The sequence below is a fragment of the Spirosoma flavum genome, from assembly GCF_042686045.1.
GTDB classification, from domain to species: domain Bacteria; phylum Bacteroidota; class Bacteroidia; order Cytophagales; family Spirosomataceae; genus Spirosoma; species Spirosoma flavum.
Genome location: NZ_JBHUOM010000045.1, coordinates 1 through 25535 on the forward strand (window position 1 = coordinate 1; position 25535 = coordinate 25535).

Annotated in this window: 16 protein-coding genes; 1 reads left to right on the forward strand and 15 read right to left on the reverse strand. The window is 47.8% G+C overall.

Annotated elements, in window-relative coordinates; genetic code table 11:
- Positions 1-277 precede the first annotated feature (277 nt).
- The 4 genes from ACFS25_RS28910 to ACFS25_RS28925 form a co-directional block, all read right to left on the reverse strand.
- Complete coding sequence (locus tag ACFS25_RS28910; RefSeq protein WP_381508260.1) at positions 278-1504, reverse strand: alpha/beta hydrolase-fold protein; 1227 nt, start codon at positions 1502-1504, stop codon at positions 278-280.
- Positions 1505-1734: 230 nt separating this feature from the next.
- Positions 1735-2865: a serine hydrolase domain-containing protein gene (locus ACFS25_RS28915; protein WP_381508262.1), complete on the reverse strand. Its 1131-nt coding sequence runs from the start codon at positions 2863-2865 to the stop codon at positions 1735-1737.
- 384 nt (positions 2866-3249) lie between these two features.
- Positions 3250-3828 (reverse strand): O-methyltransferase, encoded by a 579-nt coding sequence (locus tag ACFS25_RS28920; protein WP_381508264.1) that lies wholly within the window; start codon positions 3826-3828, stop codon positions 3250-3252.
- A gap of 5 nt (positions 3829-3833) precedes the next feature.
- Positions 3834-4232 carry a nuclear transport factor 2 family protein gene (locus ACFS25_RS28925; RefSeq protein WP_381508266.1) on the reverse strand — a complete coding sequence of 133 codons (399 nt, stop codon included), beginning with the start codon at positions 4230-4232 and terminating at the stop codon, positions 3834-3836.
- 39 nt (positions 4233-4271) lie between these two features.
- Between ACFS25_RS28925 and ACFS25_RS28930 the strand changes: the two genes are divergently transcribed.
- Positions 4272-5126, forward strand: a complete 855-nt coding sequence (locus ACFS25_RS28930; protein ID WP_381508268.1) for a helix-turn-helix domain-containing protein — start codon at positions 4272-4274, stop codon at positions 5124-5126.
- Positions 5127-5418: 292 nt separating this feature from the next.
- Here the strand turns inward: ACFS25_RS28930 and ACFS25_RS28935 are convergent, their stop codons facing one another.
- The 11 genes from ACFS25_RS28935 to ACFS25_RS28985 all read right to left on the reverse strand — a co-directional run bounded on the left by ACFS25_RS28935 (position 5419) and on the right by ACFS25_RS28985 (position 25215).
- A complete protein-coding gene (locus ACFS25_RS28935) occupies positions 5419-8478 on the reverse strand; it encodes a Tn3 family transposase (RefSeq protein ID WP_381508270.1) in 3060 nt (1019 codons plus the stop codon).
- A 456-nt stretch (positions 8479-8934) separates the two neighbouring features.
- Positions 8935-9840, reverse strand: a complete 906-nt coding sequence (locus tag ACFS25_RS28940) for a glycerophosphodiester phosphodiesterase family protein (protein ID WP_381508271.1) — start codon at positions 9838-9840, stop codon at positions 8935-8937.
- Between the two features lie 240 nt (positions 9841-10080).
- Positions 10081-11187: a T9SS type A sorting domain-containing protein gene (locus ACFS25_RS28945; protein WP_381508273.1), complete on the reverse strand. Its 1107-nt coding sequence runs from the start codon at positions 11185-11187 to the stop codon at positions 10081-10083.
- A 1-nt stretch (position 11188) separates the two neighbouring features.
- Positions 11189-14173 carry a glycerophosphodiester phosphodiesterase family protein gene (locus ACFS25_RS28950; protein WP_381508275.1) on the reverse strand — a complete coding sequence of 995 codons (2985 nt, stop codon included), beginning with the start codon at positions 14171-14173 and terminating at the stop codon, positions 11189-11191.
- 38 nt (positions 14174-14211) lie between these two features.
- Positions 14212-15894: an autotransporter outer membrane beta-barrel domain-containing protein gene (locus ACFS25_RS28955; RefSeq protein ID WP_381508276.1), complete on the reverse strand. Its 1683-nt coding sequence runs from the start codon at positions 15892-15894 to the stop codon at positions 14212-14214.
- Between the two features lie 153 nt (positions 15895-16047).
- On the reverse strand, positions 16048-17310 hold the full coding sequence (locus tag ACFS25_RS28960; RefSeq protein WP_381508278.1) for a YdcF family protein: 1263 nt from the start codon (positions 17308-17310) through the stop codon (positions 16048-16050).
- A gap of 130 nt (positions 17311-17440) precedes the next feature.
- Entirely contained in the window at positions 17441-18817 is a 1377-nt protein-coding gene (locus ACFS25_RS28965) for a RagB/SusD family nutrient uptake outer membrane protein (RefSeq protein ID WP_381508280.1), read from the reverse strand.
- Between the two features lie 24 nt (positions 18818-18841).
- Positions 18842-22345 carry a SusC/RagA family TonB-linked outer membrane protein gene (locus ACFS25_RS28970; protein ID WP_381508282.1) on the reverse strand — a complete coding sequence of 1168 codons (3504 nt, stop codon included), beginning with the start codon at positions 22343-22345 and terminating at the stop codon, positions 18842-18844.
- A 100-nt stretch (positions 22346-22445) separates the two neighbouring features.
- Positions 22446-23438: a FecR family protein gene (locus ACFS25_RS28975; protein ID WP_381508284.1), complete on the reverse strand. Its 993-nt coding sequence runs from the start codon at positions 23436-23438 to the stop codon at positions 22446-22448.
- An 84-nt stretch (positions 23439-23522) separates the two neighbouring features.
- Positions 23523-24104 carry an RNA polymerase sigma factor gene (locus tag ACFS25_RS28980; protein ID WP_381508286.1) on the reverse strand — a complete coding sequence of 194 codons (582 nt, stop codon included), beginning with the start codon at positions 24102-24104 and terminating at the stop codon, positions 23523-23525.
- Positions 24105-24708: 604 nt separating this feature from the next.
- Positions 24709-25215, reverse strand: coding sequence for a hypothetical protein (locus ACFS25_RS28985; RefSeq protein ID WP_381508288.1), 507 nt, complete (start codon positions 25213-25215; stop codon positions 24709-24711).
- Positions 25216-25535: the final 320 nt, after the last annotated feature.

Sequence of the window (25535 nt, forward strand, 5' to 3'; positions counted from 1 at the left end):
ATTGAAAAGCGAACTAAGTGAGTTCGAACTAATTGATTGTTCATCGTGAATCGTTGAGTTTAACTAAGTAATGACCGGTATTAGGCCCCAGGCCTCATTTTTAGTCAAGAGTACGGTTTTGTGTTTTTCTACTAAGGCTCATTGCGGGTTGTATATCAGGAGTGGCTGTTGACAATCGGTCTTACCCGTTAGTGGACTTGGCTAAACTAGCGATACGTTTTCGATGACTGACTAACGGGTCTACATAACAACCTAAAGAGGAGCTATTTCAAGTTAGCTAATGGGTAGCCTTTAGTTTGGCAATTCGCCCGCTGAACCCATTTGCTTTATCCGCATAGGCTTTGGGTTTCAACAATGGCTTCTCCTGTTCAACGTGTTCTCTTCCTTGAGTGTAGTAGAAAAGAGCTTCCTGGGTATGGCCCATATCCTGGTGAATCTCCCCAATACTATCATATAGATTCGTGTCATCAGGATAGAGCTTGAGGGCCCATTCTAACAGACTGATTGCCTCCTGTTTCTTATCCGAATAGAAAAAATTGTAAGCCAGGTGGTTACTATCCTCAACCGTTGGCAAGAGCCTGCCCATTTTATCGGATTGGGCTTGGTAATACCCTTTCAACTTAGCCAAAACCCCATACTTTGTATCGCTGGAAAAGGCCGCAATCTGCTCATCCGAAGCCGTTAGACTTTTATTAAATTCGACTAATCCCCGATAAATCCCATCGATTGGGGTTAGGGCGTGACTATCCGTGTCCAGACTGTGCACATACCAGCTTAAGCCTACTGGATGCTTCTTTTTGAGTATATCCGCCATTTTCAGGGTACTGGGTCGAAATCGATCTTCCAGCTTGTCGCCTTTACCAAAGGCGATGTAGAGGAACTTTTTGTTCAATGCTGATCCCGTAGCCAGACTATCAAAAGTGGTTAGTAACTGCTCCTGATCATAGTAATAGTTGGGGCTGAGGGCTAAAACAGCCTGAAAGAGTTGCGGGTGCTTGACAAGGCAGTAAGTTACAAAACTACCGCCCAGCGAATGCCCGATCCCCATATTGAAATTGGTACAGCGGTACTTACTGCCAATGGCCGTCATGATCTCTTCCTGGAGGCTGGTGGCTAAGGAGTCGGCCCCGCCTAATTTAACTTTTGGCCAATAGTCCTTCAACGGTTGATCGGTTCGGTTCTTGGGCAGAAACTCAAATTGCCGACTACGCATCGTTTCAACGCCCACCAAAATAACCGGGCTTATAAAAGTATTGGCGTTGTTACTAAGATAATCCAGGGTTGCTTTTACATAGGTTAGAAACGGCTTTGACTGGGCATCAAATAGGTAGATTACCGGGTACCTTCGATTCGGATATTGGTCGTACCCATCTGGCAGATACACCTTTACTTTTCGGACGCCGTTAAAGATTTTCGAGGGTATTTCTAAGGCTTCTGGCGGGGCTTGTGCTCGTATTGTCTGAGCGATTAGCAGGAGCAGGACTAAATAGATGGTATTTCTCATAATAAGCTGGGCAGTAGTACTAAAGATGCCCATAGGAGGTAAATGTTGCACAGCCAATTAATCCCAAACGCCGATGATTATATTGGCTAACTAGAGTTGAACAAAGCGGGTTGGTAATCTCCCTACCCGTAGCTGATCAATTTTATTTACTACTGATCTACTTTTGCAACAGCCACAGATCATATAGTAGTGCGGTGAAGGCTTGCCGAGTGAGTGTAGAAAATAGACACTTACTTGAAAGCTTTCAAGATGGCCTGCTCCATCTCATCCACATTAGATTGGCTCGTCGTTTCATTCACAAAAAGAATGAAGCCTGTTTGTCGATCTGGATAAAGCGTACAAAGCGTATTGAAGCCGAGGCCTGTACTCCCACTATGCATGATCCGACGACCAACGGTTGTGCTTTGCTCTAATCGCCAGCTTAGCCCCATCGCCACCTCATCGAGTTTACCCCAGGTCAGTTGATGCGATAATTTTAAAGCAGCATCTTTCTCTGCCAAGTTGGCTTGAATATAGCGAAGCATATCCTGCACCGTCGAATTCATACTAGGCCCCCCGTAAAATCCTTTTAAGTTGCCATAGGGCTGGGCTTGCCCGCTGCTGCTATAACCTTGGGCTACCCGTTGCAAATCAGTTTCTGACAGTTGCACCCTCGTATCGTACATCTTCAACTGCGTTTGCAAATACCGCGTAAACACCTGTTCATAGGGTTGGTGATAGATCCGACCTAATAGTAAAGAGAGTACCATCATGGCATTTGAATTATACACATAGGCGGCACCAGGCAGGGTATCAACTCGCCAGGCATGCATATCCCTTAATAAGCTATCTTGCGAGTAGCGACCGTAGAAATTGAATTGACTGATCTTATCCAAATGGGATATGCTGTCTCGAGTCGAAGGGGGATACGATTTGGCTGACTTGGGCAAGGCCGAGGTATGATTAGCCAGATGCACTAATTGGACCGGATGACCCTGAAAACTAAGGTTGGGATACGGGCCTGGTAGATACTGCCGGATGTCATCATTCAGATGAGCCTTTTTATCAATGACCGCTTGGGCGAGTAGTACCCCCACGAATGTTTTAGCGACCGAACCCATGTTGTAGAACGTCTTGGCCGTAGGTAATTTTTGGGTTCCTTTCCTTAGTTCACCATAATTGTACGTATAGTTTTGCCCTTGGTGGTAGATACCAATCGAAATGCCTACGGTGTTCGGCTGTTGAAGATATTTACTAGCCGCTTGATGAACCACGGAGTCCAAGTGGGTTTTAAGTGGATTATCCGTTAAAGAGTTTTGAGCAAAAAGAGCGTGGTTACTTAAGAGGAGCGTAACGAAGAGCAATCTACTAGCAGATCTCATAGGAAAATTTATGATTGTAAAACGGTTATTGCACTGCAATGTACTATGCAATACATAGTAGCAAATCTCTATTTTATACAAGGTCCCTACCAAGGATGGCCGGTATAAATTGATTAAAAAGCCCTTGATGTTGCGTAAGCGGTAGGAACCACTTTTTTCGTCATTTCCTACCTGCCATTCGCTGTATCTCAAATAAGGCTTCTTAGATCAAGAGCTGTCAAAAAGTTAACCGACATCTGCACATATTGTCAATAGGTACCTTAGAAACTTCTTTCTCTGTTTAAACTGCTCCTTCGTAGTGCTCAGCCTATTTAGGCAGATCGTCAATCATCGCTTTCCGTATCAGCAGTAGTAGAAAACAGGTAGTATAACCAATGGGATTGTCTACGATTTGACGCCAATAACAATGCCTGTCGCCCACACTTGCCTGGTTATAATCAGATCGGTTCTGTTTTCCAGATCCTTCAGTAGATTGAGTGCTTTATCCTCATGCCCCGCAGGCCAGTTTGGTTGTGGCATCATGTCGTCAATGATGTAAAACCCTCCCGGATTAAGCATGGTGAGGACTTCGTCGAGAAGGAGGTATTTACCGGGCCATGTATCGGCGAATATATAATCGAATTTCTGTGATTTATTGTTTTCAACCCACTCACCTCCATCGGAATGGATCAGTGATAACCGATCATCCTGGCCTAAAAACCTTTCGGCAACCTCAAGAAAGTCAGCTTCGTTGTCAACCGATATGAGGGATGAATAAGCGTCCATACCCGCTAATATCCAAGCAGTTGATAAGCCTGTGCCCGTACCCAGTTCGAGAAATCTACTGGCTGGTTTTGACGCGGCTAATGTTTTAAGCAGCGAGCAAGTTTGACTGTCGGACGCCATGGTGAAGCCCAACACTTTTGTCGCTTCGTCAATGCGTTCGTATGCTTCTGGGATCGACTTGTTTATATCCTGGGTCATGGTCATTAGGCATACAGTTTTGAGAAGAAAGCATCTACCTGGTGTTGATCTTCCGGGAAATTATAGACTTCACTAATCTTTCCTGCTTCAATCTTCCACAGTAAACACGACATCGCATTCAAGTTCTCAATGCCTTCCAGTGAACTCCAGTTTTGGTGACAGTCGATCACGTAATGCTCATTAGCGCCCATGACAATTGGGCTAGCCCCAAAAGCAGCCTTACCCAGTTGCGTCAAATAGGTCAATACCTCATCGATCCCCTTTTTTACCCCACTCAAGGGGTGCTGACCTGGAATATGCCACTGAATCGTCGGGGAGAGAATCGTTTCAATGGTGGATAGGTCATTGGTGGCATAGGCTTGAAAAAAACGGTGGACCAACTCGGTATTAGGATGTGAGACCATTTGTAGTAAATAAACGGGATTAGATAAAGCACAAAGCTAGTGGTTCTTATCTTTGAGAAATTACGCAAAGAAGACTACTTTTTGTTCGCATCGGCCATGTATAGCCAACCCATTAGCTGTTCTTCGATTATTGAGCAGGCTACCAACCCATTTATTAGTTTTCATCAACAATTGGGCTGTTTTCACTCCGATTGGCATCAACACGAATGGGGACAACTGATGTATGCTGAAAAAGGCTGCCTCCACGTAAGTAGTCAGGAAAAACAGGTGCTGATTCCCGGCTGGTATGGGGTGTGGATACCGCCCAATACGTATCATGCAAGCTGGTCCACCAACTCCCAACTGCACATGCGCGCTATTTGCTTTCCGGTCGATGCGGGTAAGCCATGTTTATGCCGAACGATAGCCGTATTTCCGGTTTCAACTTTATTGCGAGAAATGATTCGCTATACTGAACGGTGGGGTCAAGAACCCATTCATGAAGCACAGGCAACCCGGTTTTTGCAGGCTCTTGAGGATGTCTTGCCGGGCGAAGTGGAAAAGTCGATACCGGTTTGTTTGCCATCGACGAGGCACCCTAAACTGCTAGCCATTACTTCGTACATCCAGGAAAATTTGGCCCAGCCCATCAACTTCCTGTGGTTATCCCGTGAATTTGGTTTATCAGCGCGTAGCTTGAGTCGGCTTTTCATGCACGAGTTGGGTAGCTCGTTTTCGACTTATTGTAAGATCGCCCGCATCATGCGTGCTCTGGAACTGATCGAGATGGGTTATGACAACGTGGCGCAGCTGGCCACGGCTGTGGGGTACGAAAGTATGGCCACGTTTAGTAATAACTTTTTGGCCCTCTGTGGTCAACGTCCCTTACTCTATATTCATAGTAAACGGCACTAGATGCAATTTGTATCACTAGTTTAAGTCTTATTGATATAAACTAGCACCGATTTGCCTAATCTCATCAAACCCTCCTTCCTGAGACGAAAGGGCGTTCCTATACCGGGGTTAGCAACAAGTTTCGGGTAAGATCCCAACCTAGTATGGATAAATGACTGATTAAAAGCAGTATATGAGCTAGATAGAGGTTTACGCAACGTATTTAACTTTGTAAACAATTAGCGATTTGAAATGGCTAATTTTCATCTAAAGGGCTGCTATAACACCTTCCTTCACACTGTTCTGATAGCGTTTATGATAGTTTGGATTCATAGGATAAAATAGCTTCCAACGAATCTTCCAGAGGATCACGCACAGCATCTTCGTCAAAATTAAATTCCCCGTGAAAATTAATGTGCTGCCAGGCCACAGGGGACGTCCTGGGTAAGACACTCAGTAGTAACGCACGTTCACTTTCGGTCGATTGTAAGAGGAGCCGACTCATGTATAAATAATTCCAACAAATAATAACATTGGTAATCAGGCGTTTGCAGCCTTCCATGGTCTGTAGCTCCTCCTGATTAGCATATTGTAAAACCCCGTTATTGCCATACGCTACAGCCCGACTTAAAACCTGAGCACTTTCCATCTTCTCCTGCTGCTGATGAATCCGATGACGTAACCCTTCTTCATCCATATACCGCAGGATGAAGTCTGTACGTACCAGTTTGCCTAATTCTCCCAGGGCCCGGTATAACGGGTTGTGTACCGCATACGAATTCAGGCGCTTCATCACTAGAGAAGCTAAGGTCTGCTTTAAATGAAGGCTAACCAGCAGCTTCAGTATACGATCCCATTGAAAGCCAATTAGTCGTTCATCGACGGTCGGGCCCAGGTGACCGACTAACTGACTTAGTGCTTTCATATCCATGCCTTCCAAGCCGTACAACGTTTTCTGGGACAGATGGCTCATTCTGGGTTGAAAATCAATGCCCAGCAAATACGAAACGGCAAAGATCAGTTCGGTAGCACCATGCGAATCGGTGGAATGAACATCTGAACGGATGACATCATTATGCAGCAGGCCATCAATGACGTACCAAGCTTCCCGATCCGAGGCCGAGAAGATGGTCGAATAGAACAAATTGTGAACGTTATTAAGAAAGCTATAGATAGTGATGCCTTTTTCTTTACCAAAATATTTGCCCGAATTCGTGCTGTGAATCGAATTAAAGGCCACTTTGTATTTTTGTCCATCGCTAGCTGAGCGTTGGACTGTCTCTAACAGGGGAAGTAAGCCCGACCGGCTGATCTGTTCAATTAAACCACTCACCCGGTCATTAGCCCGTTCCAGATTGGCTGAATTAAAGTAATTACGCACGGTCGTTTCCAGCGAGGAGCCGGAGATATTCTTAGCCGCCTTGGCAAATCGACCAGTTGTCAAGTTGCAGCCCAAACTCATGATTCCGGCCAGGAACAGGATCGATGAAGGGCGTTGAGGACCGTGCCCTTGTCGTGTCGCTTGAAAACAGTCCACAAATCCACAACTTCGATTCACCGTTTCTAAAACCTCAAATAGGGAAATGATGCGATCCTGCGGAAAGATATCAATATCGGCTGCTTCTAATTCGGCTAAGGTTGGGGTGATTAACCGCCAGGCGTGATTAGGACGTTTCTCGAAAAATTGATTCTGTCCCGAATGGATGCGATCCGTCGTTTGCTTTAGCTGAGCGTTTAGGCTAGCCGCCAACCGATCGCGAACGGCTGACCAGTCTGCTAGATGAGTCATACCAGCCTGTCGTAGCAAATCTACCTTCTGACTTTGCCATTTTGGTTCATCGATCATGTAAGGATCAACAGATTTGTGTTGATGTGAGGTAGGGACATAAACCAGTCCATTTTTTAGCCCACGCAATACTTGTTGGGCTAATAAGGCCTTGTAGAGGCTCACCCGCAGTTTTCCAGTCTGGTTCTTTATGACCGAGCGCACCTTACTAGGCAGAAAATCAATCGGGGCTTCATCATTCAGTTGCCCCTGATGGGCTTGATAATAAAGGAGAGCTTCTCGAAGGGGGGTGGCATGCGGTTCGACGCGAAGTTCAAGATACCGCATGATATCGCCCACCCGGGTTTGCAGTTTGAGCGATTCGGCTTCCACCCGATCCAGGAAATCGACATCCTTCACCTGGGCATTCAACTGCTCAAAGAGTTCTTCGACCTGAGGCAGTTGCTGCAAAAACAACTGCGTGGCCGGCTGATCCCGGTCATCGATAGCATCCAAAAACCAGGTCAGAAAATTGAATGCAGGCGTAGGGCGGTTTTGAATCAGCTTGGCCTGCTGAATATAACAGAGTAGAATGATTCGTAATTGCTCCAGGTTTTGTTGATAGCTGCCCAGCCGGTGACGTTCCTGTTTGCGTTCGCATTGATGGGTGTGTTCCTGAACGGCCGTGATAAACGTTTTGGTCAATACGTCACTGACATAATAATATTGGTATTGCACAAAACACAACAAATAAAGTTCTCGGCTTTTCCACTGTTTGACTTGCCAGCCCCGGCTTCGCATCACCTGTAAGGCGTAGCTTTCTAGGAGTGCATCGGGTAAGGCCAAGGCTTGGATTAGGGGCAGACATTGGTAATAGACCTCTTTCAAGTGACGCAGCTGAGCTATATTGTGACGAATGGCCCGGACACTCATCAACTCATCCGTATCACGAAGCTGGGTTAAGAGCAGCGGTGAATTGGGTGGTATTACCCCATCTTCTCCGGGTAACTGTAGTAATAAGTTAGCTAAAAGCGTTTTTTGATCAGCCTGCAAGTGAGTGTATAATGTACGCTCAATGGTCGTGTTAAAGCGGTTCAGGGATCGGTTTATTATAGAGGCTAACTTAGAATAAGTGGGAATTTCACAACGGTTTAGCCGAAGATAATCGCATAGGCTTCCAAAAACGGCTGGTAAGCGTAATCCTTTAGCCACTAACTGATCCGATTCTTCTTGACACTGCCGATGCACTTTTCCCCGAAACGCTTCCACCTGCATATACTCCAGGATCAACTGGCGGTGGTACCGCATCGTTGAATCAGCGTAAGCCTGAAAGCGAATGGGTTCCTGAGCCAAGTGAAGCCTGCGGACAACAAACGCCCAGTCTTTTTTACGAAACGTGGCTAAAGGAAAAAAACGGGTTGTCACTTTAAAATAGCCTAGTTGCAGCAAAAAACCTACTTGATTGATGGGCAAGTCTAGGCCGCGCAGGATTGGTTTGAGCGCTTCATCAATTTGGAAACAAAATTGCCGCTGTGGAGAGGTCAACGTAGGTGGATTATCAAATTCGTGCTGGTGGGTTTTTTCTAGAACGGAACGAAGTGTAGGCATAAGTAGCCGTCAAATCATAGGAGAGTCGCAATTTTATTGATCCCAAGAAATAAAGTTAATGGGTATAAATATTTAGGGTCTAATCAAATAAAGAGTTGAACCTGCAAGCGGTATGCCAACTAATGCTAGACAGGCAAATTTCCGATCCCTGCGGTGAGCCACTTGTGTCTGACCAATTCATGCTGTACCTTTACAGCATTTATTTCGCTTATACTGAATGAAAAGATGCGGTAAGTGATACTTCCAGTGAATCGTAGATCCCCTTAAACTAAGATGCCGCCGGGCCGCCGTAGCTGAGTAATCAACAATATAATAAGTTCGTACAACAAGGTGATACCCCATTTAAGCGAAACAAAACGCATGAATGTATGACCCTACAAAATTGATATACAATTCTGATTTTACGAAGTAGCCTGGGTTGTATGCATTCGATTGCTTGATTGTCAGTATGTCAGCCTACGGATGTAATCCCTTCTTTCGCAAATAGTCAATTAGCTCTTGGGGATGGTCGGTCTGAATGAGAGTGGCTCCGTGTTCAATTAGCCAGTTCCAGCCAGCTTCGGGCTGACCCTCTTCCAAACTGCGTTCATCATCGTGCCCCCCGTCAAGGCTGGCCCATAAACTATTGAACCAAATCTTTGAGCCCGTTTGGGGTATTATTTGGTAACGAGATTTAATCAGCAGGCTGTCCTGGCTAAAATTCAGTTCGTAGGCAACAGGCTTTAACGTTTCCGCATACGCTTGGATAATGGCGTCGGCGCTGGGCTTGCCTAGATTAATGATGGGCATGTAGGTCAGTCTGCCTCCTAAGAGATTCCCCTTCTCGGTCTTTACTTGCTCGTAAGTCTTATCCGATTTGATAATGGCCTGCTCAACCGTACCCGTTTTTGTGAGTATGGTATAGGCCTCCTGGTAATACTCATAACCTTTGTCAATGTTGACCATGACCCGCCCTTTTGCTAGTTGCATACACTCTTCGAAAGTAGGAATACGCTGCCGAGTAGGACCCCCGTGCCCATTTTTCAGGGTAAGCGTCAGCAATTCTGACCACGTATAGTCCTCAGGTTTACCATGACCAGAGGTGGTGCGATCAATGGTTTCGTCGTGCATCAGAATCAACACCCCATCCTTTGTCTTCTTGAGGTCGATTTCCACGACGTCGACACCCATCGCTATAGCACTTTCAATGCTGCGTATTGAGTTTTCGGGAGCATTGCGCCAATCACCGCGGTGGGCCACTACGAGCACCTGCTTACTAGCAGGGTCATGTAGTTCACGGATAATCGTGGCAACGGGGCGGTTCTGCGTTAGCGCAGAGTGGTTAATCACTATAGCGCTAAGTAGAGTTAATAATCGGAACATTAGGTTTCAGTATTGAGTGAGGTGAAACGGCCTACTGCTCACTTAAACAGTAGGTCTTTCACTAAGCTTATGGTTTTTTCTTAAGGCTAAACGATCATCGATATGCATTCATCGAATGGTCTGATCTGCACCTTATCACTTTGCCATAAGTGGACCTGTAACTAGTTGACCATTCGTCTGAATACTGAATCGATAAGCCAATACACCTGTCTACTAGTTACTGACGACAGGAATGGACGGTCATTGAATGAGCACTTTAGCTGTCTTTTTAGTTTTATCTGTGCTAAGGATCAGTGTATATAGTCCACTTTTTAGTCCTTTACTTCTTAGGTCGGTAAATTCGTAAACCTGCTTCTCAATTTGCAACCGAACAGTACGTCGGTAGGCTACCTGCCCTTGCGTATTATAAAGGGTAAATACGCCTTCCGATGGACTTGCTCCTCTAACGGCAATGAATAAGTTATCGCTGACGGGGTTAGGGTATACCGTCATAATAACCTCAGACGAATCCTGCGTTGCACTTAAGTCAGTAGCCGCTAATCGACCTGCTACAGGAGGCTTTTCTTTGGTATACAGCGAATCCATTTGACTGAAATTCATCGATCCGCTGTACACTTTAAACTCATCAATTTTTTGAACAGCTGTTGTAGTCAATATATTGTTTCCTAGCCCGAAGTAAACGGCTGAGCTTAAATCCTGTCCTGATACGTAACTTAATTCGCAGTTGCAACAGCTTCCCGTATTGCCCGTATCACCAGGCTTGTAGACTTTATATTTCATAAAACTGTTTTGCACTGAGATCAACAACATATGCCAGCCTCCCTGGGCCGAAAAAAGATTTGGTCTCCATAACCAAAACTCCCAGTTCTTGACCGGATAAACCTGATCAGTATAGCGGTCAACCATCAAATTGTCTTTTATTACTTTTAACCCAAACAAGTTAGTCTTATCACTATTGGCCGCAAAAAAGATTTGCTTTCTATCATCTGTAGATTGGGGCGTACGTCCTTGTAAGCCCTCGGTATAGGGTTGGGTATAAACCCAACAGGTAATGCTATAACCAGCACCATTGGGGTTAAGGTACGTCTTAAGATCATCCCTAAAAAGTAATTGCGAAATACCCTGGCTAAAAGCCGCAGCGGTATTTGGTTGACGATAAATCCCGTCGGTGGACGTAACACCGCTCGCGCTGACGGCGTTATAATTACTGATTACTTCATTAAACAACTGATTACCAGTGCCACTCAGGGGATAATGCAGTGCAAGTTTTAGCTTTGATTGAGCCTCTACCGAAACCGTACACACGAGCAGCAAGACGGCAACAGCAATACATGAAATAGTTTTCATATTATTTCTTTTTAATCGCCAAGAAGGATGCAAGATTGCGATATACATTAACCCCATTGTTACTAGGGTACAGTCGGTTTAGGTGGCTGTCATCCAAACCGCGTGGCGTTGACCCGGCTTTGATGCCCGGGGATACCGCGGTCGTCAGGTTCGGAAATGTTCCTGTCGAGGTGATCATGGCAGCCGACCGACCCGAATCCATGAATAAAGCATCGGTACAGCCAAAGTATTCTTTCATTAACTGGGCGGCTTCCCCGACCCGGAGTTCGGGGTATTGAACCGTCACCAGGTAGAGTTCATTACCTTTGACCCCGATGATCATCCGCGACTTTTCCAGTTGGTCGTTGTTGAATTTATCGCCCGCGCCAGCCGTCTTCAAGGCAGTTCCACTCTCAATAATATCATACCCAGCTACGGCGTTCGTAATGGCTTTCCCGTCACTGGCTCGCTTCAGGGTAGTCAGGTTTAAATAGCCCTGTCTGATCTTAGCAATAGGCACCACCTCAACGGTATTGTCGTTGTAGATAATGAACGTATCGAAAGCACCAGCACCCATGCGCGATGTTGGATCGGTCACTTCAACGGTGTCGGATAATTTCACGCCGTTACTGACCCATAGTCCGTACGTGTCGGTGCAGGGCAACATAAACTCGGAGCGTTGTTCCAAAAAGGGCGTGGGTGGCCCGGCGGTCGCTTCCCCCGTCCAGCCACGGGTATCCCAAAAATTAGCGTCTAAATAAATGTCATAACCCGGGTATTTAACCGACCACTCCGCCAGATTATAGAAAGGAAACTTCATCCGGGCTGAGTACGGTTTTCCTTTATTGTCCGTCGCCGTCATTCCGCCATAGATTTGGGCGCAGGACGCACATGGGGCGGGGGGCGCAGGCGGAAGATAATTGTTGTAGGGCTCGGGGTTCTTGATCGCTCCCGTGGCCGACTCATCCACTTTGGTATAGTTCAGGAGTCGACCGCGGTTAATGATGTCCCGATTTACGGGAACGTTGCGGGTATCGGGTGTGAAAAAGCTAACTTTTTGTACATCGCTGACCTTAAGCGCAATACCGTCAAAGTTTTGGAGTAGTCGCTGCTCGGTAATGCCGGGGTTATCCGCTTTCTGAGTAGCGCTTAATTGATCAGTCGATTGATAGGTATCCGGCAGCGCGACCCGCGTAATTACTTTCGGATCAGTCGAACGTCGGCCCATCGCTTCTAAATAGCGCAGTAATACGTCTGGGCGGTCATAAATGATATAATCGGGACCCCCAACGCGCATCAGCCAGTCTAAATTCCCCCGGCCATCGACCAAAGGTCCAGGATTGGTTGTGCCGTTGTAATTAATATCAAACGTATAGTCTCGTACGCCAGGCGTGCAGTTTCCGTTTTCCATCACAATTACTCCCTGGCAGGTATCCGCTACAAACGAATAAGCGCCAACCCGGGCTCCGTTGTTCTGTAACCAGGCGACAACTCCCGAGCTAAGCAACGGATCGGAATTTACTTTGAAATGGGTTTCAACGGCCTTGATATCACCCGATTTTATCAAGGGATAGTAGTCAGCTTTCCAGGTAGCAATCTTGCTGGTAGGCCCTTTAGGCGTACCAGCCGACGAACCACCGCTCGATGTACCGCCGGATGAACCATCACCAAACGAACCCGATGAATCACCACCCGACGTTCCTCCTGAAACATCCGTATCATCAGGCGTAGGTGGCCAAGAAGCGTCATCTGCGTACAGAACGGGTGTATAGTAAAAATCCTTGAGGGTAACACCCGCCTGGGAAATGAGATTCATCAATGTATTTTTGGTCTTAAACCCCTTCAAAATCAGGTTTCTCAGTACGCCTTTCTGTTTAGCCATTTGCAAACATTTCACAAAGGCGGCATCCGATAAACTACCTCCGTCCTTTATGTCCAGAGAGATGAGCTGCGTTTGGCCAAAGGCATCCAGTATTTCTTCTAAGGAATTCACCTTAAACGTAGTTACGGCGCCGAATCGATCCTTTACAAAGGCACTCTTAAGTTCCGCCCAGGTAATGTCTTTCATAAATTTCCCCTTAGGGCCCGTCGTTAACCGTTCAATACAGTCGTCGTGCATAGCGGCCAGGATGCTGTCTTTGGTCATCCGGATATCCGTCTCGATTAAGTCTGCTCCTAGCGCGATGGACTGTTTGAATGCTTCAATCGTGTTCTCTGGTACGTTATGTTCAGCCCAGTAGCCCCGGTGAGCCGCCACAAACGTGTAGTCATACTCTCTGGGGTGACTGAAGATGTATTTTAGTTTAGCAAGATTTTGCGTTTGGAGCAAGGGGTTGGTGCCCATCAACTCCCCAAGGCCTGGCACTTTAAAGCTGATAAGCTGTGCATTGCGTACACTGGATTCTATAATGACGGGCTGGACCGGAGTCACGTACTGATTACAGTCGGAAGGATTGGGCAACGAAACTGCCGGATTCGACAAACTTTGCAACCAGGTGTACTTGGGAAAGCTATTACAAGTGGCCGGTAAATAGATGGCTGCCGTTTGCGCGAGACTTTTGACGTTGTTGCTTTTTACCGTGACGTTCCATTCTTCAGCAGTTCCAGGCCGCAAATTTATAGTTCGGTTAATCGTCTGCTCGACAAAGCTATTCGTACTGGTGATAGATGAGCTTGCCTGGTAGATAAGCGCTCCCTTGCCGTCTGATTTTGTTGCATCATATGTATACACCGATATAATAATACTGCCTCCGCTGCCTATAGTGGCCTTTATACCTCCGGTTAGATCGGCGTCCGGCTTAAATAGAGCAGCGTAATTAAGGGTTAGCATGTCTCCTACGCCGATGCCGTCATCTAATTTAGGATTAGGCGAATGAGCGTCATACCCAGAAGGAGGATTGCTAGGATTACCCGGGCCACCGATTGTTTGTCCCAGTACGCTACCTGAAACAAGGACAATAAAAAACCAGCCGAGCAGCCCAATCCGTTTTGATAGGAAAGAATGCATAATAGTTTATTTTTAGAGGGCTATGGGATAAATTTCCTTTAGTTTTTTGCCTCCTTTAAAGCCTTTTCCAAGGCCGATACTTGCTGGGCCAGCCTTTGATACTGACTAAGTTGTGCTTTGAGTTGCGTTATCTCCTTGCCCTGTTCAATGGCGTATAGTGTTAGTTCCTCAATTTTTACCATGAACTGCTTATTTAACTGCTGCATGGAATACCCTTCTTTGGCCACTTCATTGGCAGAAGGAATGGCAGGCAGGTGACCATTTTGTTGGATGTACGTTTCTACTTCGGCAAGAGGAGCCAGTTTGTAATCCAGTTCAAAAACATAGTCGGGCCAGTTGGTGGATGCGGTGATGGCAAAGTCCTCACTAACAATCCCCTTCTCTACCCACAAATTGTACTTACCCAGTAGGCTGCTTTTCATGGATACCGGATTGGTAGTACCCAGGTTACCAATATAGGTCAGGCCATTGACGGTGAGCGCAGCATTGGGGCTAAGTTTGGTTGTGTTAATCCCCAACTGGGCCGGACTAGATATTGCTGAGCCCGGATCATCATTGGCTGAATTACCGGCAAAATAACCATACAGGAGCGGATTGCTCATTTGGGCTTGATTATTGAGCAAGAATATGGGACGATTTGGTAAGGCATACCTAACTCCAGCACTATAGCCGATTACTACGTTGTAATTTTTTGCGTTCGTTGAGGCTTGAAGAGCATTGGCACCAATCACAGTATTGTAAGAACCATCTGTTAGGCCTCCTGTCACATCATCTGCGCCTGCACGATCACCTATTACCGTATTAAAGCTACCAGTAGTTATATTACCTCCAGACTTATACCCAAAATTACTATTGCCACTGCCCGTTGAAATGCTAGTCCCAGCCAATGCCCCGAAATTACTATTGTCACCACCCGTGGTAATACTACTTCCAGCCGTTTCCCCAAAATTACTATTGTAACCACCCGTGGTAACATTATAGCCGGCACTACGCCCAAAATTATTATTAGAGAACCCCGTAGTAAGATTATTCCCAGCCTGTTCCCCAAAATTGTTGTTAAAGTTACCTGTTGTAAGGTGATACCCCGCAGCGTGGCCGAAGTTGTTATTATTACCACCCGTCGTAATGTTACCTCCAGCCTGTTCCCCAAAATTGTTGTTAAGGTTACCTGTTGTAAGGTAATAGCCCGCAGCGTGGCCGAAGTTATTATTATATAGTCCAGTTGTGACGTTTCGGCCAGCACCCTCTCCAAAATTGTTGTTAAAATAACCAGTAGTTATACTATACCCCGCTTGATAGCCAAAGTTATTATTAGATACACCTGTGGTAATGTTACCTCCAGCCTCTTCACCATAATTATTATTATAATTACCTGTTGTAATAGCTAAGCCGCTATTATGACCAAAATTGTTATTAGAGATACCCGTGGTTATCCCACGTCCTGCCTGATCTCCGAAGTTATTATTATAGTTACCTGTTGTAAGGTAATACCCCGCAACACTGCCAAAGTTGTTGTTAGAAGTGCCCGTAGTAATGTTATTTCCAGAAGCATTACCGAAGTTATTATTATAACTACCCGTGGTAATCTTTTCACCAGCATAATTACCAAAATTGCTATTTTTCACCCCATTTATACCAGCATTATTTCCATAATAAGTAGTACCCTGAGCCCACATATCGAGGGGAATCATAAGAAGTAAAGTAAATAAAAAAGTTTTCATAGCTACGAAAGTTAAATCAAAGTGGCTTTTTAAGTGAGGAAATTGTAGTTCATTGATTCTTACTCAATGAACTAGGTGACCTAGTGCACAGTCTTATTTGCTTGTACAACATGGCTCTAGCGATTGACATATTTACTTATTGAAAGTTCATGGCTAAGGGTCAAGGGGATCAAGGGGATCGGCATAAAGCGACGCTGGTTGAGGTAATAAGACTAAGTCAAATGGACTGAGCCGCTTGACAATCTGGTGCGGCAGATACCCCAACTCCTGCTGACATCGCTTCGTGAACACATCGCCCTGCATGTATTTGCTCTGGTACATATCGGCCGTAACCACCATCGGTTTATCGGTCGGAATGCCATACTGAAAGAGCAAGCGGGCCGTGTTGCGCAGGTTCGTCGTCGAATGGCGCGAGTGTGATTCCACCAAAATGGCGTGTTCGGGAATGCCATACCGGCTCATTAAGGCTTTTTTCATCTCCATCGATTCATTGAAGGGCGTTTGAAAGGGGTGTACATTCCCCCCCGAGACGACCAGGATCGGAGCAAGTCCTCGCCGATATCGCTCCACGGCTAAACGCATCCGGAGTTTAGCCCAGGCATCCAGTGAAGATCCGGGTAGATCGGGTCCTGCGCCCTGTACCAAAATAACCGAATAGGGATAGTCAGCCCAGTTTATTTGAGGCAGGTGCTGAACGAGAGCCTGATTAGCTTTCTCGTGTAGCGGTTCGAACCGACCGGCTTCGTCGCGATCGTTAAGGTCAAGCAGCGTCAGGGCAAAATGCAGCGTTGGTTGAAAGAACTGGGTGTATTGCTTAACTTCTCCGTTTAATGTATTTACGGTGATATCAATCAGGCGCGGGTACGTCCCGTGCTTGACGTCGTAACTCACTGAATCAATGTCAGCATAGCGGGGCTTCTGGCCGAGCGCATACACATCAATAATGCGATTTAGGCCCCGGGCGGCATCCTGCCAGGCGTTTCGTAGCAGTCCTGCATCCGTCGAATCAACGTACCGCTGGTACGCCCCCGAGGGGCGTAGGTGTTTGGAGACCACTTGCCGAATGACTTCCTCCCGATTGTATAGATCCGTTAGCGCACGGTTGATAAGCGCCGATTCTTCGGCCGACAACCTAAGTGCATCGGTGTGACAGGTAGTGTTTTGCTGGCACGTAGTGGCCGCCTGCTGAAGCCGTTGTTTTTTAGCTTGCAAAACCTGCTGTAACGTAGCGTTACGGCTAATGGCCTCACCGGCTGCTGGCCACTGCTCGAGCACCGTAAGCAGGTAGAAATTTTTATCCTGCACGAACGATCCACTACGTAATAACCGATAACTCCGATCAAAACCAGCCTGGCCAGTAACGGTCCCGGTTGCGCACAAGAACAATAACCAACAAACTAGATGTACTTTTTTCATAAACGGTAAATTTTGCTGCGTTTTGCTATTTGTGATGGTTAGTGACAAGGTTGAAGCAAATTTCCAGCCACTAACGCTAGTATATATACGTTATCGAATGTAATCGGCAAACGTGCCGTAGGGATACGAATTAATAGCCCGGATTCTGAGGAAACAGGGTGGGATTACGATACTTCAAATACTCCTGAGAAGGAACGGGGTAAAGCAGGCGGTAGCCAGGTACTGTAATTTTTTCGTAGGCTAGCACCTGGGCCTGAGCCGACCCCTCGCGCAGCAGATCGAACCAGCGTTGACCTTCGTAGGCGAACTCCAGCTTTCGCTCCAGATATATCGCCTGACGGAATGTCGACTGGTCGGGCAACGTAGCGGCCGTGTAAGCGGGCGCACCAGCCCGCGTCCGGACTCGGTTCAGGATTGATAAGGCCTCCCCACTGGCTACGTAGCTCTGTTCATTGAGGGCTTCGGCGTACATTAACAACACATCCGAAAAGCGCAGCAGGGGAAAGTCGTTGCCCGCAGTGCGGGTAGTCGCCGACACAACATCGAGGTATTTATTCGGTACATAGACGTTCGCCGTTCCCGAGCGCGCGTAGGTGACCAAATCCCGTCGACGGTCACCCGTTGGGTAAGCCGCCAAGATCCAGGGGGGAACTAAGGAGGAAGTAGCCGCCGTCGTCGTCAGCCAAAGACCATGTCCTTCGTTGGTAACCTCCTTGTTGTAACGAACCGCGAAGATAATTTCAGCATTGTATTTGTTCGCCACATTAAACACCTGGCTCACGTCGCTCAATAATTGATAAGGGCCCGTCAGTAGCGGTTGCAATGTCGTGGCAACGTCCGCATAGCGCTTTTGCATCAACTGCACTTTGGCCAGTAAGGTACGGGCTGAACCGGCCGTGGCCCGCCCAACGTTCACGCCCGTGTAGCTTGCGGGCAAGGATTGGATGGCCAGGGTCAGATCGGCTTCAATCGCTTCTTGTACCGCAGCGACCGAACTGCGACCAATCTGATACGACTCTTCCACGCTGACAGGTTGAAGCACGAGCGGAACGTCCCCCCAGAAGTTGATTAGATTATAATAATGATAGGCGCGTAAAAATCGGGTCTCCCCGTCAAACGGCTGCTTCACCGACGCGTCCAGGTTAACGGTGTTCAGGCGACTGATGATCTCGTTGCAGCGGGCAATGCCGTTGTAAAGATTCGCCCAGACGCTCAATTGGAGCTGGTTTGACGCGTCGTCCAAAAAGTGGTCGTTGTTGTAGCGATCCTGGGAACCGGCGGTGGGCGCCCCTACCGTTAGTTCGTCGGAGCGGTAACTGGTCAGCTCGAAGTACATATCGGGATAGGTCTGCAACGCCCCATACGCCCCGACAACGGCCGTATTGAAATCGCTGGCGTTCTGATAAAAATTGGCGACGTTAGCTTCGGAAATCGGTTCGAGGTTCAGAAAATTCTGCCCACAAGCGCACATAAGCCAGGCGAGTACCAGTGTATAAATCGTTTTCATCGTTGGCATTAGAAAAGGGTGTTATCAGAAGGTCAGGTTAATACCACCGGCAAAGGTTCGGGCCAGGGGATACGTTCCATAATCGACGCCCGGCGTCAGGGCATCGCTATTGTATAGATTCACTTCCGGATTATAGCCCGAGTACCGGGTCAACGTAAACAGGTTCTGCCCGGATACGTAGACACGGGCCGTGCCCAGCTTCAACCGTTCGAGCCATTGTTTGGGCAGGGTATACCCCAGGGTTACCGTTTGAAGGCGTAAGTACGACCCATCTTCAACGTGCCAGCTGGAGGTTCGCCCGTTATTACCTTTCGCTTTACGGTTCGCCCGATTGGTCTGGCCGTTGCCGGGGTCGGTGTCGGAACGCCAGCGGTTCAACGCATCCGTCGTGTTGTTGAACGTGCCCTCCATGCTATCAATGTAGCGACGCATGAGATTAACGATCTCAACCCCTTGCACGCCCTGTAGGGTGAATCCCAATTCAAGTCCTTTCACCTTGATTGATGCGTTCAAGCCGTAGGTAAAATCCGGGAAGTAATTGCCAACCAGGGTCCGGTCTTTATCCACGTCCAGTTGCCCGTCGCCATCAACATCCACAAACTTAAAGTCGCCCGGCTGGGCACCCGCGAAATGCGGATTAGCGTCCAGATCCGCCTGGTTACGGTAGACACCCGTTTCTTTTAAAAGATAATACGAGCCGATGGGTGAGCCCACCTGGGTGATGAAAAAGGTATTGGTCGTGCCATTGGTTTGAATAATGGGGGCGTCGCCTGGCCCTAAGGCGCGAACCGTATTCTGGTTGGTGGCGATGTTGCCACTAACTGTCCAGGTGAAACGTCCAGTCGTATGTTGGGTTGACAGCGTTAGTTCCAGTCCCCGGTTGTTGACTTTACCGATGTTACGCCGGGCTACGCTGTAACCCGTCGTCAGGGGAACCGGTACGTTAAGCAGCAGATTCGACGTGTTGCGGTCGTACCAGTCCATCTCCAGTGTAAAGCGGTCGTTTAATAGGCCCAGTTCCAGGCCAATGTCCGTCATGGTGGTCGTTTCCCAGCCCAGGTTAGCATTGCTCAGGTTGCGGGGCGTCACTCCACTGGTCAGTTGCCCTTGACCAGCCCCCAGAATATAGTTATCGTATTGCAGTCGGCCGATGGATTCGTAGTCGTTGATCTGAAAATTACCCGTCATCCCGTAACTGGCTCTTAGTTTCAAGTTGCTAATCGCTCGTACTGGTTGCAGGAACGGCTCGGCGGAAAGTCGCCACCCAGCCGATACGGACGGGAAGTTTCCCCACTTAGTGGTTGGGCCGAACCGGGAGGAACCATCCCGGCGGAGAGCGGCCGAGAGCAGGTATTTCTCCTTGTAATCGTACTGCACGCGGCCCAGCAGTGACAAGAGGGACCACCGGCTAACGGTCGAGCTGCCAACGGTCACCTGCCCGGCATTCAGCGTCTGAACCAGGTCGTTGGGAAAGTTGGTGGCGGTTAGGCTGTTCTGGCTGAGCGTATTCTGCTGGGAGGTAAACCCCGCTAGCGCCGATAGGTGATGGCTGCCGATGCTCCGACGATAGGTAGCCGTTTGTTCCAGTACCCAGTTGGTACTATTGGATGTACTGTTTTGGGCGATTGGGTTAGACGGGTTCAGGTAATACGCTTCGCCTAACGTGGGCAGTGTCGAGGGGCGGTAATAGTCCGTACGGTCGTTGTTCAGGGCACCACCTAAGGAAATGTTGTAATGGAGCCCGGTAGCTAATTCATAATCCAGAAATAGTCGTCCCAACAGATTGCTATGGTACGAACGGTTGGTAATGAGAGTGGCCAGCGCTACCGGATTGAGTACGGCATTGTGTTGATAATCTTTGCCAATGCGCCACTTGCCATTGCCCTCAAAGTTATAGGAGCCATCGGGATTGTAGATCGGCCAGGTGGGTGAGAGTTGCAACGCCGAACTGACCACGCCCTGATCCAGGTAAGGGCCATCGCCATTGATTCGGTTTTCGGTTGAATAAGAGGGGGATAGCGTTAAACCCAGTTGCAACCTGTTTTGGTGAACATCCATATTGATGCGGGTCGCGTAACGCTTATAGTCCGAGTGAATGACAATGCCTTGCTGATTGGTATAGTGACCGGACACGTAAAATTTGGCCTGCTGATTGCCCCCCGAAAAAGCTAGGCTGTGATTGGTAAAGGAAGCGGAGCGAAAAATGGCGTCCTGCCAATCCGTATTGATTAAGTCGGGTGTGGTCACGCCGGGCTGACTGGCCAGGTAAGGGTATAGATCGGGGGGTGTTTGGTTCCAGTAGTAGCCAGCGGCTTCAACGGGTCCCCGTTGGGCATCCGGCGTGGCGGCTCTGTTAGCCGGCGCAAAATCGACCCAGGCATTGTCATGACCCTCCTTGACCAGAGCCGCGTAGCCATACGCATCCAGCATGCTTATTTTCTTAGCGACGGTTTGCACACCCGTTAGTTGGTTATAGCTTACGCTGAGTCCTTGTTTGTCGGCCTTTTTTGTGGTAATGAGTACGACCCCATTGGCCCCCCGCGAGCCATAAATGGCGGCTGCCGAGGCATCTTTCAGCACTTCGACGGAGGCAATATCATTCGCATTGAGCGACTCGGCGGCTTGGCCCTGGCGGTCGAGCGGTACGCCATCCACGACAAACAAGGGCGCATTCCCCGCCGTAATGGAGGTGGTACCGCGGATGCGAAAGCTGAACGACCGGCCCGGTTCGCCGGTGGTTTGCAAGACCTGGACACCGGCTAACTTTCCCACCAACGCCTGCTCATAGTTGAGGACGGGCTGATCGGTCAGCGCAGTCCCTTTAATCGAACCGACGGCCGTGGTTAAATCTTTGCGGGTCTGGGTTCCGTAACCAATGACGACGACTTGGTTGAGCGCCTGCGCTAACGGAGCCAGGGCAACCGTGACCATCGTCTGCTTGCCGGGCGTTAGTTCCTGGCTCTGGTAACCAATATAAGATACGGTTAATGGGGTTGTTTCGTCCTCGATTGTGATGGAGAAACTGCCCTCAGCATCGGTAGAGGTGCCCACCGGCGATCCCTTAACGACCACTGACGCGCCGGGCAACGCTTCACCGGTCACGGCATCAGTCACTTTACCGCTGAGCGTTCGTTTGGGTAGTCGGTTTAAGACGGGTGCAGGAACGTTTGGGCTAGTACCCAGTGCTTTAGGCTGTACACTGATGGAACGGTTGATAACCAGAAAATCAACCTTCGCTTCCTTTTCGAGGAAAGCCAATATGGTACTCAGCGGCTCCTGGCGTAACTGGACCCGGTGAATAGTGATGGGACGCAACGCCTGTTGGCTGTAGGTAAAGGTATAGCGGGATTGACTTTGGATCGCGTTGAATACGTCGGTAAGGGGTACGTTTTTCAGATCAAGGCTGATGCGGACGGATTGCGCCTGAGCGGACGCCGTCACAGGGTACAGCGTTACTAACCAGATTAGTAATTGGCTTAATAGTAAATAGTTTCGGTGCATCGGTTCGGTTGATTTGTTGGCAAACATGTACTGGGTAAGGCACAGCGATGCTGGCCAGACTAGGTTTTAACCAGTTGGAATTGTCTATTTAAAAAAAGTAGCTCTCAAGAATCTGCCCAAGAAAAACTCAGGGGCAGCCAGTAGCGGTTACTACATACCGGTTGGCTTGTCGTTTGACGATTAAGTGGTGACTAAACGAGAGTAACTGAAAAATGTCTTCCAGGGTATCTTTCTTGTCGATTCGAGTCGTCACCCGGCATCGACGCAACTGCTGCTCATTGAATTGAATCACCACTCGATATCGTTGACTGATCTGCCGTAACACATCGGCTAGTGGCTCATCATCCACGTAAAGATTACCCTCGCGCCAGGCCAGAACATCAGCGGGCTGAAACAGAGTAATGGTTGCCTGTCCATTGTCCGGTTGGTAGGTCAGCTGCCGACCCGGGTCTAGAAGCCATTGCCCAGCCAATAATTTATTAATGGGACTCACGCGCACCTTACCCGTTAGCAAAGATACCTTGGTTGGCCGGCCACCAAGGGCTCGGATATTGAAGGACGTGCCAAGCGCAGTTGTGCCCACCCCCCCCGCCCATACGGTGAAGGGACGCTTAGGATCTTTAGTCACCTCAAAGAAGGCTTCTCCTTCCAAAAAAAGGACGCGCGCCGTATCCGAGAATTGTTGTGTAAATGTTAACGTGCTGCGCCCGTTGAGTTGCACGACCGATCCATCGGGCAGGACAACCTGTTTGTGCTCACCCGGTAAATTGGCAATAACCCGTTGTGGAGTGGTCAATCGTTGAGCTGTCGATTGACTATAGATCCGGTACGTTACCCAACCCAAACCCAAAAACAAGATGAGACTGGCGGCTACTTGCCAGCTTAGTTTGTCAATATGCCATTTAGGCTGGCTTAGCCGTTGCGGAGTCCGAATACGGCGGTAAATACGGTTAAACAGCCGTTTTTCGACTTGCTTTCGCTTGGTTTCGCTGGCGAAGTGCAGTGGCGGCCGTTCATGACCTAGTTCATCGAACCAGTGGTCTAGTAGGAGTTGCTCTTCGGCTGTACATTGCCCCTGGCGGTATTTTTCGAGTAATCGTTGTTCTTCCTGAGCGCTCACGTTGCCTGTTGTACCCCAACCTATGCAGGGCCTCCTGCTTACCAAGTCGGATAAGTAGGCCAGTTGTACTAGATGCGAAAGAAATTAATTTTTAAAAAAGCCAAACACCAGATATAGCATCGGCAGATAATCACTCAAATTGGTACGGATGCGCTTTAGGGCACTACTAATTTGATTACGGACCGTTTGCTCCGAGAGGTTTAACTGCTGGGCAATCTCTTCGTTGGAGTAGCCCTGGTAACGACTCATTTCAAAAATCAGTCGCATTCGTTCGGGCATTGCCTGGGCTGACTGCTGCACCAATTCATGAATTTCATTCGAAGCGACCTCATCCCCACTGGTAGATGTCTGCATGGCCAGCTTGAGCGAAGAAAGATAATTTTGCCGGGATATATTGGCCCGAATATAATCAATGACCTGGTATTTAAGAATGGCAAACAGGTAGGCTTTAAGCGACTGGGAAATTAATAAGCTGTCTCGCTTGAGCCAAAGCGAAATGAACAGGTCCTGAACCAGATCTTCAGCCACCGGCAGCGAACCCGTCTTTTTATAGGCAAAGCCAAGCAGTTCTTCCCAAAAGTGGCCATATATAGCCCTGAAGGCTTGTTCATCTCCCAGGCGAAGTTGTCTCAGCCACTGCTGCTCTAGTTGCGTGGTAAGGCTCATGGCGCAATTTGTCCGTACTAACCAAGTGGATTAATACTCAAAGTTGCCTAAATAAGCCGAACGAAGGGTTAAGCTATTGTTATCTTGTGATGAAGCTGACAAAGAGTAGGTCCTATACTCGTAAAAATCGATAACAATGCCGTAGCGGTACAGATTGAATCGGTCAGACAAAAGTGGTTGAGGGTACGCCCAATTGTCGACCGAAGACTCATGCGACGGTACAGAGTTATTGTCTGTTGGCTATACGCTGTTTACAAAGTTAACAATAGTAAGTTAGGGTTCGATCGGCTATGTAATATACTGTAAATCAATATTATAAATACACCTCGTTAAGATTTTACCCCAAACTTGTCGCTAACCCCTATACCTGCTTCTTAAACGAGGCGTTTTAGAAAACGGATAAGTAACGAGCATTTAGCCTGACGTTTCGTACTTTGGTCAACATATAGAAGCCAGCGTTAGGGGCCGGAGGGCGAAGGCGTCAAAATGCTACCGTGGAATATGGAACACTACCAGAAGCAGACCGAGGAGTGATTACAGGAGGCTAATCACCGGCTAACTATCTACCCCAATAGTGTTCTGATGCAGGGCCGAATCTAATCCATCAGTTTTTCCCTTGCTGACAGAGTTGTACCGATTCCTCCAGTTTTTGCTTGATCTGCTTAACCAAGGATTCATTCGTTGTAGACAGATTCAAGGAAGTGGTGTTGTCTTTATTGTGCTTGTCTTTGCCGTCTTGATTGAAGGAGCCACCGAAGCCACCCACATTCATGGCCATCTTTACTTTGTCAGCTGGCACATCTAATAGCATCGTATACTGACCGTCCTTATCTTTTTTGTAGCTGATCTTACGAACATCACTTAACAGCCAAGCCATATGCATCCCTACGGATACATCCTTGTCTTTGGTGTCCAGGTCCATGTTCATCTGACAGCCCTTAAAGGTAAACTTGGGGACTTCATTGGCCTTCTCATCCTTAATGAGCTGGTCAAACTGTTTCTCTAACCACTGCCCATTCTTAGCCAGTGTTTGTGCCTGAGTCGGTTGTAAGGTCGCTAACGTAAGACAGGTAAAGGCTGCTGCCAAAACAGATTTGATTGACGTTTTCATATTGTAGATGTTAGGAAGAATCAGAACAAACTTATTATTTCTCACACGCCATTATAAATCGAAATCTTATCCCATTGTAATTAACTGTTCGTGTTTTGATCAACTCGTTTGGTTAAAGGTATAAAACGGTACTATGCAAAACAAGCTAATGAAAAATTATAATCCTATAGCCGTAGCCGTATGCGACTAAATAGAGTTTACAGTTATTAAAAACTCACTGTCTCATTAAATCCTCCTTCCTGAGACAACTCAATCTTCATTTATCTGCTTCAAGAAATGGGCGTTTAATTGGACGACTTGTTTTTATAACTGTTAACTCC

Coding starts and splice junctions, on each gene's coding strand:
- ACFS25_RS28910 (WP_381508260.1), bottom strand. CDS start 1,504: ATGAGAAATACCATCTATTTAGTCCTGCTCCTGCTAATCGCTCAGACA.
- ACFS25_RS28915 (WP_381508262.1), bottom strand. CDS start 2,865: ATGAGATCTGCTAGTAGATTGCTCTTCGTTACGCTCCTCTTAAGTAAC.
- ACFS25_RS28920 (WP_381508264.1), bottom strand. CDS start 3,828: ATGACCCAGGATATAAACAAGTCGATCCCAGAAGCATACGAACGCATT.
- ACFS25_RS28925 (WP_381508266.1), bottom strand. CDS start 4,232: ATGGTCTCACATCCTAATACCGAGTTGGTCCACCGTTTTTTTCAAGCC.
- ACFS25_RS28935 (WP_381508270.1), bottom strand. CDS start 8,478: ATGCCTACACTTCGTTCCGTTCTAGAAAAAACCCACCAGCACGAATTT.
- ACFS25_RS28940 (WP_381508271.1), bottom strand. CDS start 9,840: ATGTTCCGATTATTAACTCTACTTAGCGCTATAGTGATTAACCACTCT.
- ACFS25_RS28945 (WP_381508273.1), bottom strand. CDS start 11,187: ATGAAAACTATTTCATGTATTGCTGTTGCCGTCTTGCTGCTCGTGTGT.
- ACFS25_RS28950 (WP_381508275.1), bottom strand. CDS start 14,173: ATGCATTCTTTCCTATCAAAACGGATTGGGCTGCTCGGCTGGTTTTTT.
- ACFS25_RS28955 (WP_381508276.1), bottom strand. CDS start 15,894: ATGAAAACTTTTTTATTTACTTTACTTCTTATGATTCCCCTCGATATG.
- ACFS25_RS28960 (WP_381508278.1), bottom strand. CDS start 17,310: ATGAAAAAAGTACATCTAGTTTGTTGGTTATTGTTCTTGTGCGCAACC.
- ACFS25_RS28965 (WP_381508280.1), bottom strand. CDS start 18,817: ATGAAAACGATTTATACACTGGTACTCGCCTGGCTTATGTGCGCTTGT.
- ACFS25_RS28970 (WP_381508282.1), bottom strand. CDS start 22,345: ATGTTTGCCAACAAATCAACCGAACCGATGCACCGAAACTATTTACTA.
- ACFS25_RS28980 (WP_381508286.1), bottom strand. CDS start 24,104: ATGAGCCTTACCACGCAACTAGAGCAGCAGTGGCTGAGACAACTTCGC.
- ACFS25_RS28985 (WP_381508288.1), bottom strand. CDS start 25,215: ATGAAAACGTCAATCAAATCTGTTTTGGCAGCAGCCTTTACCTGTCTT.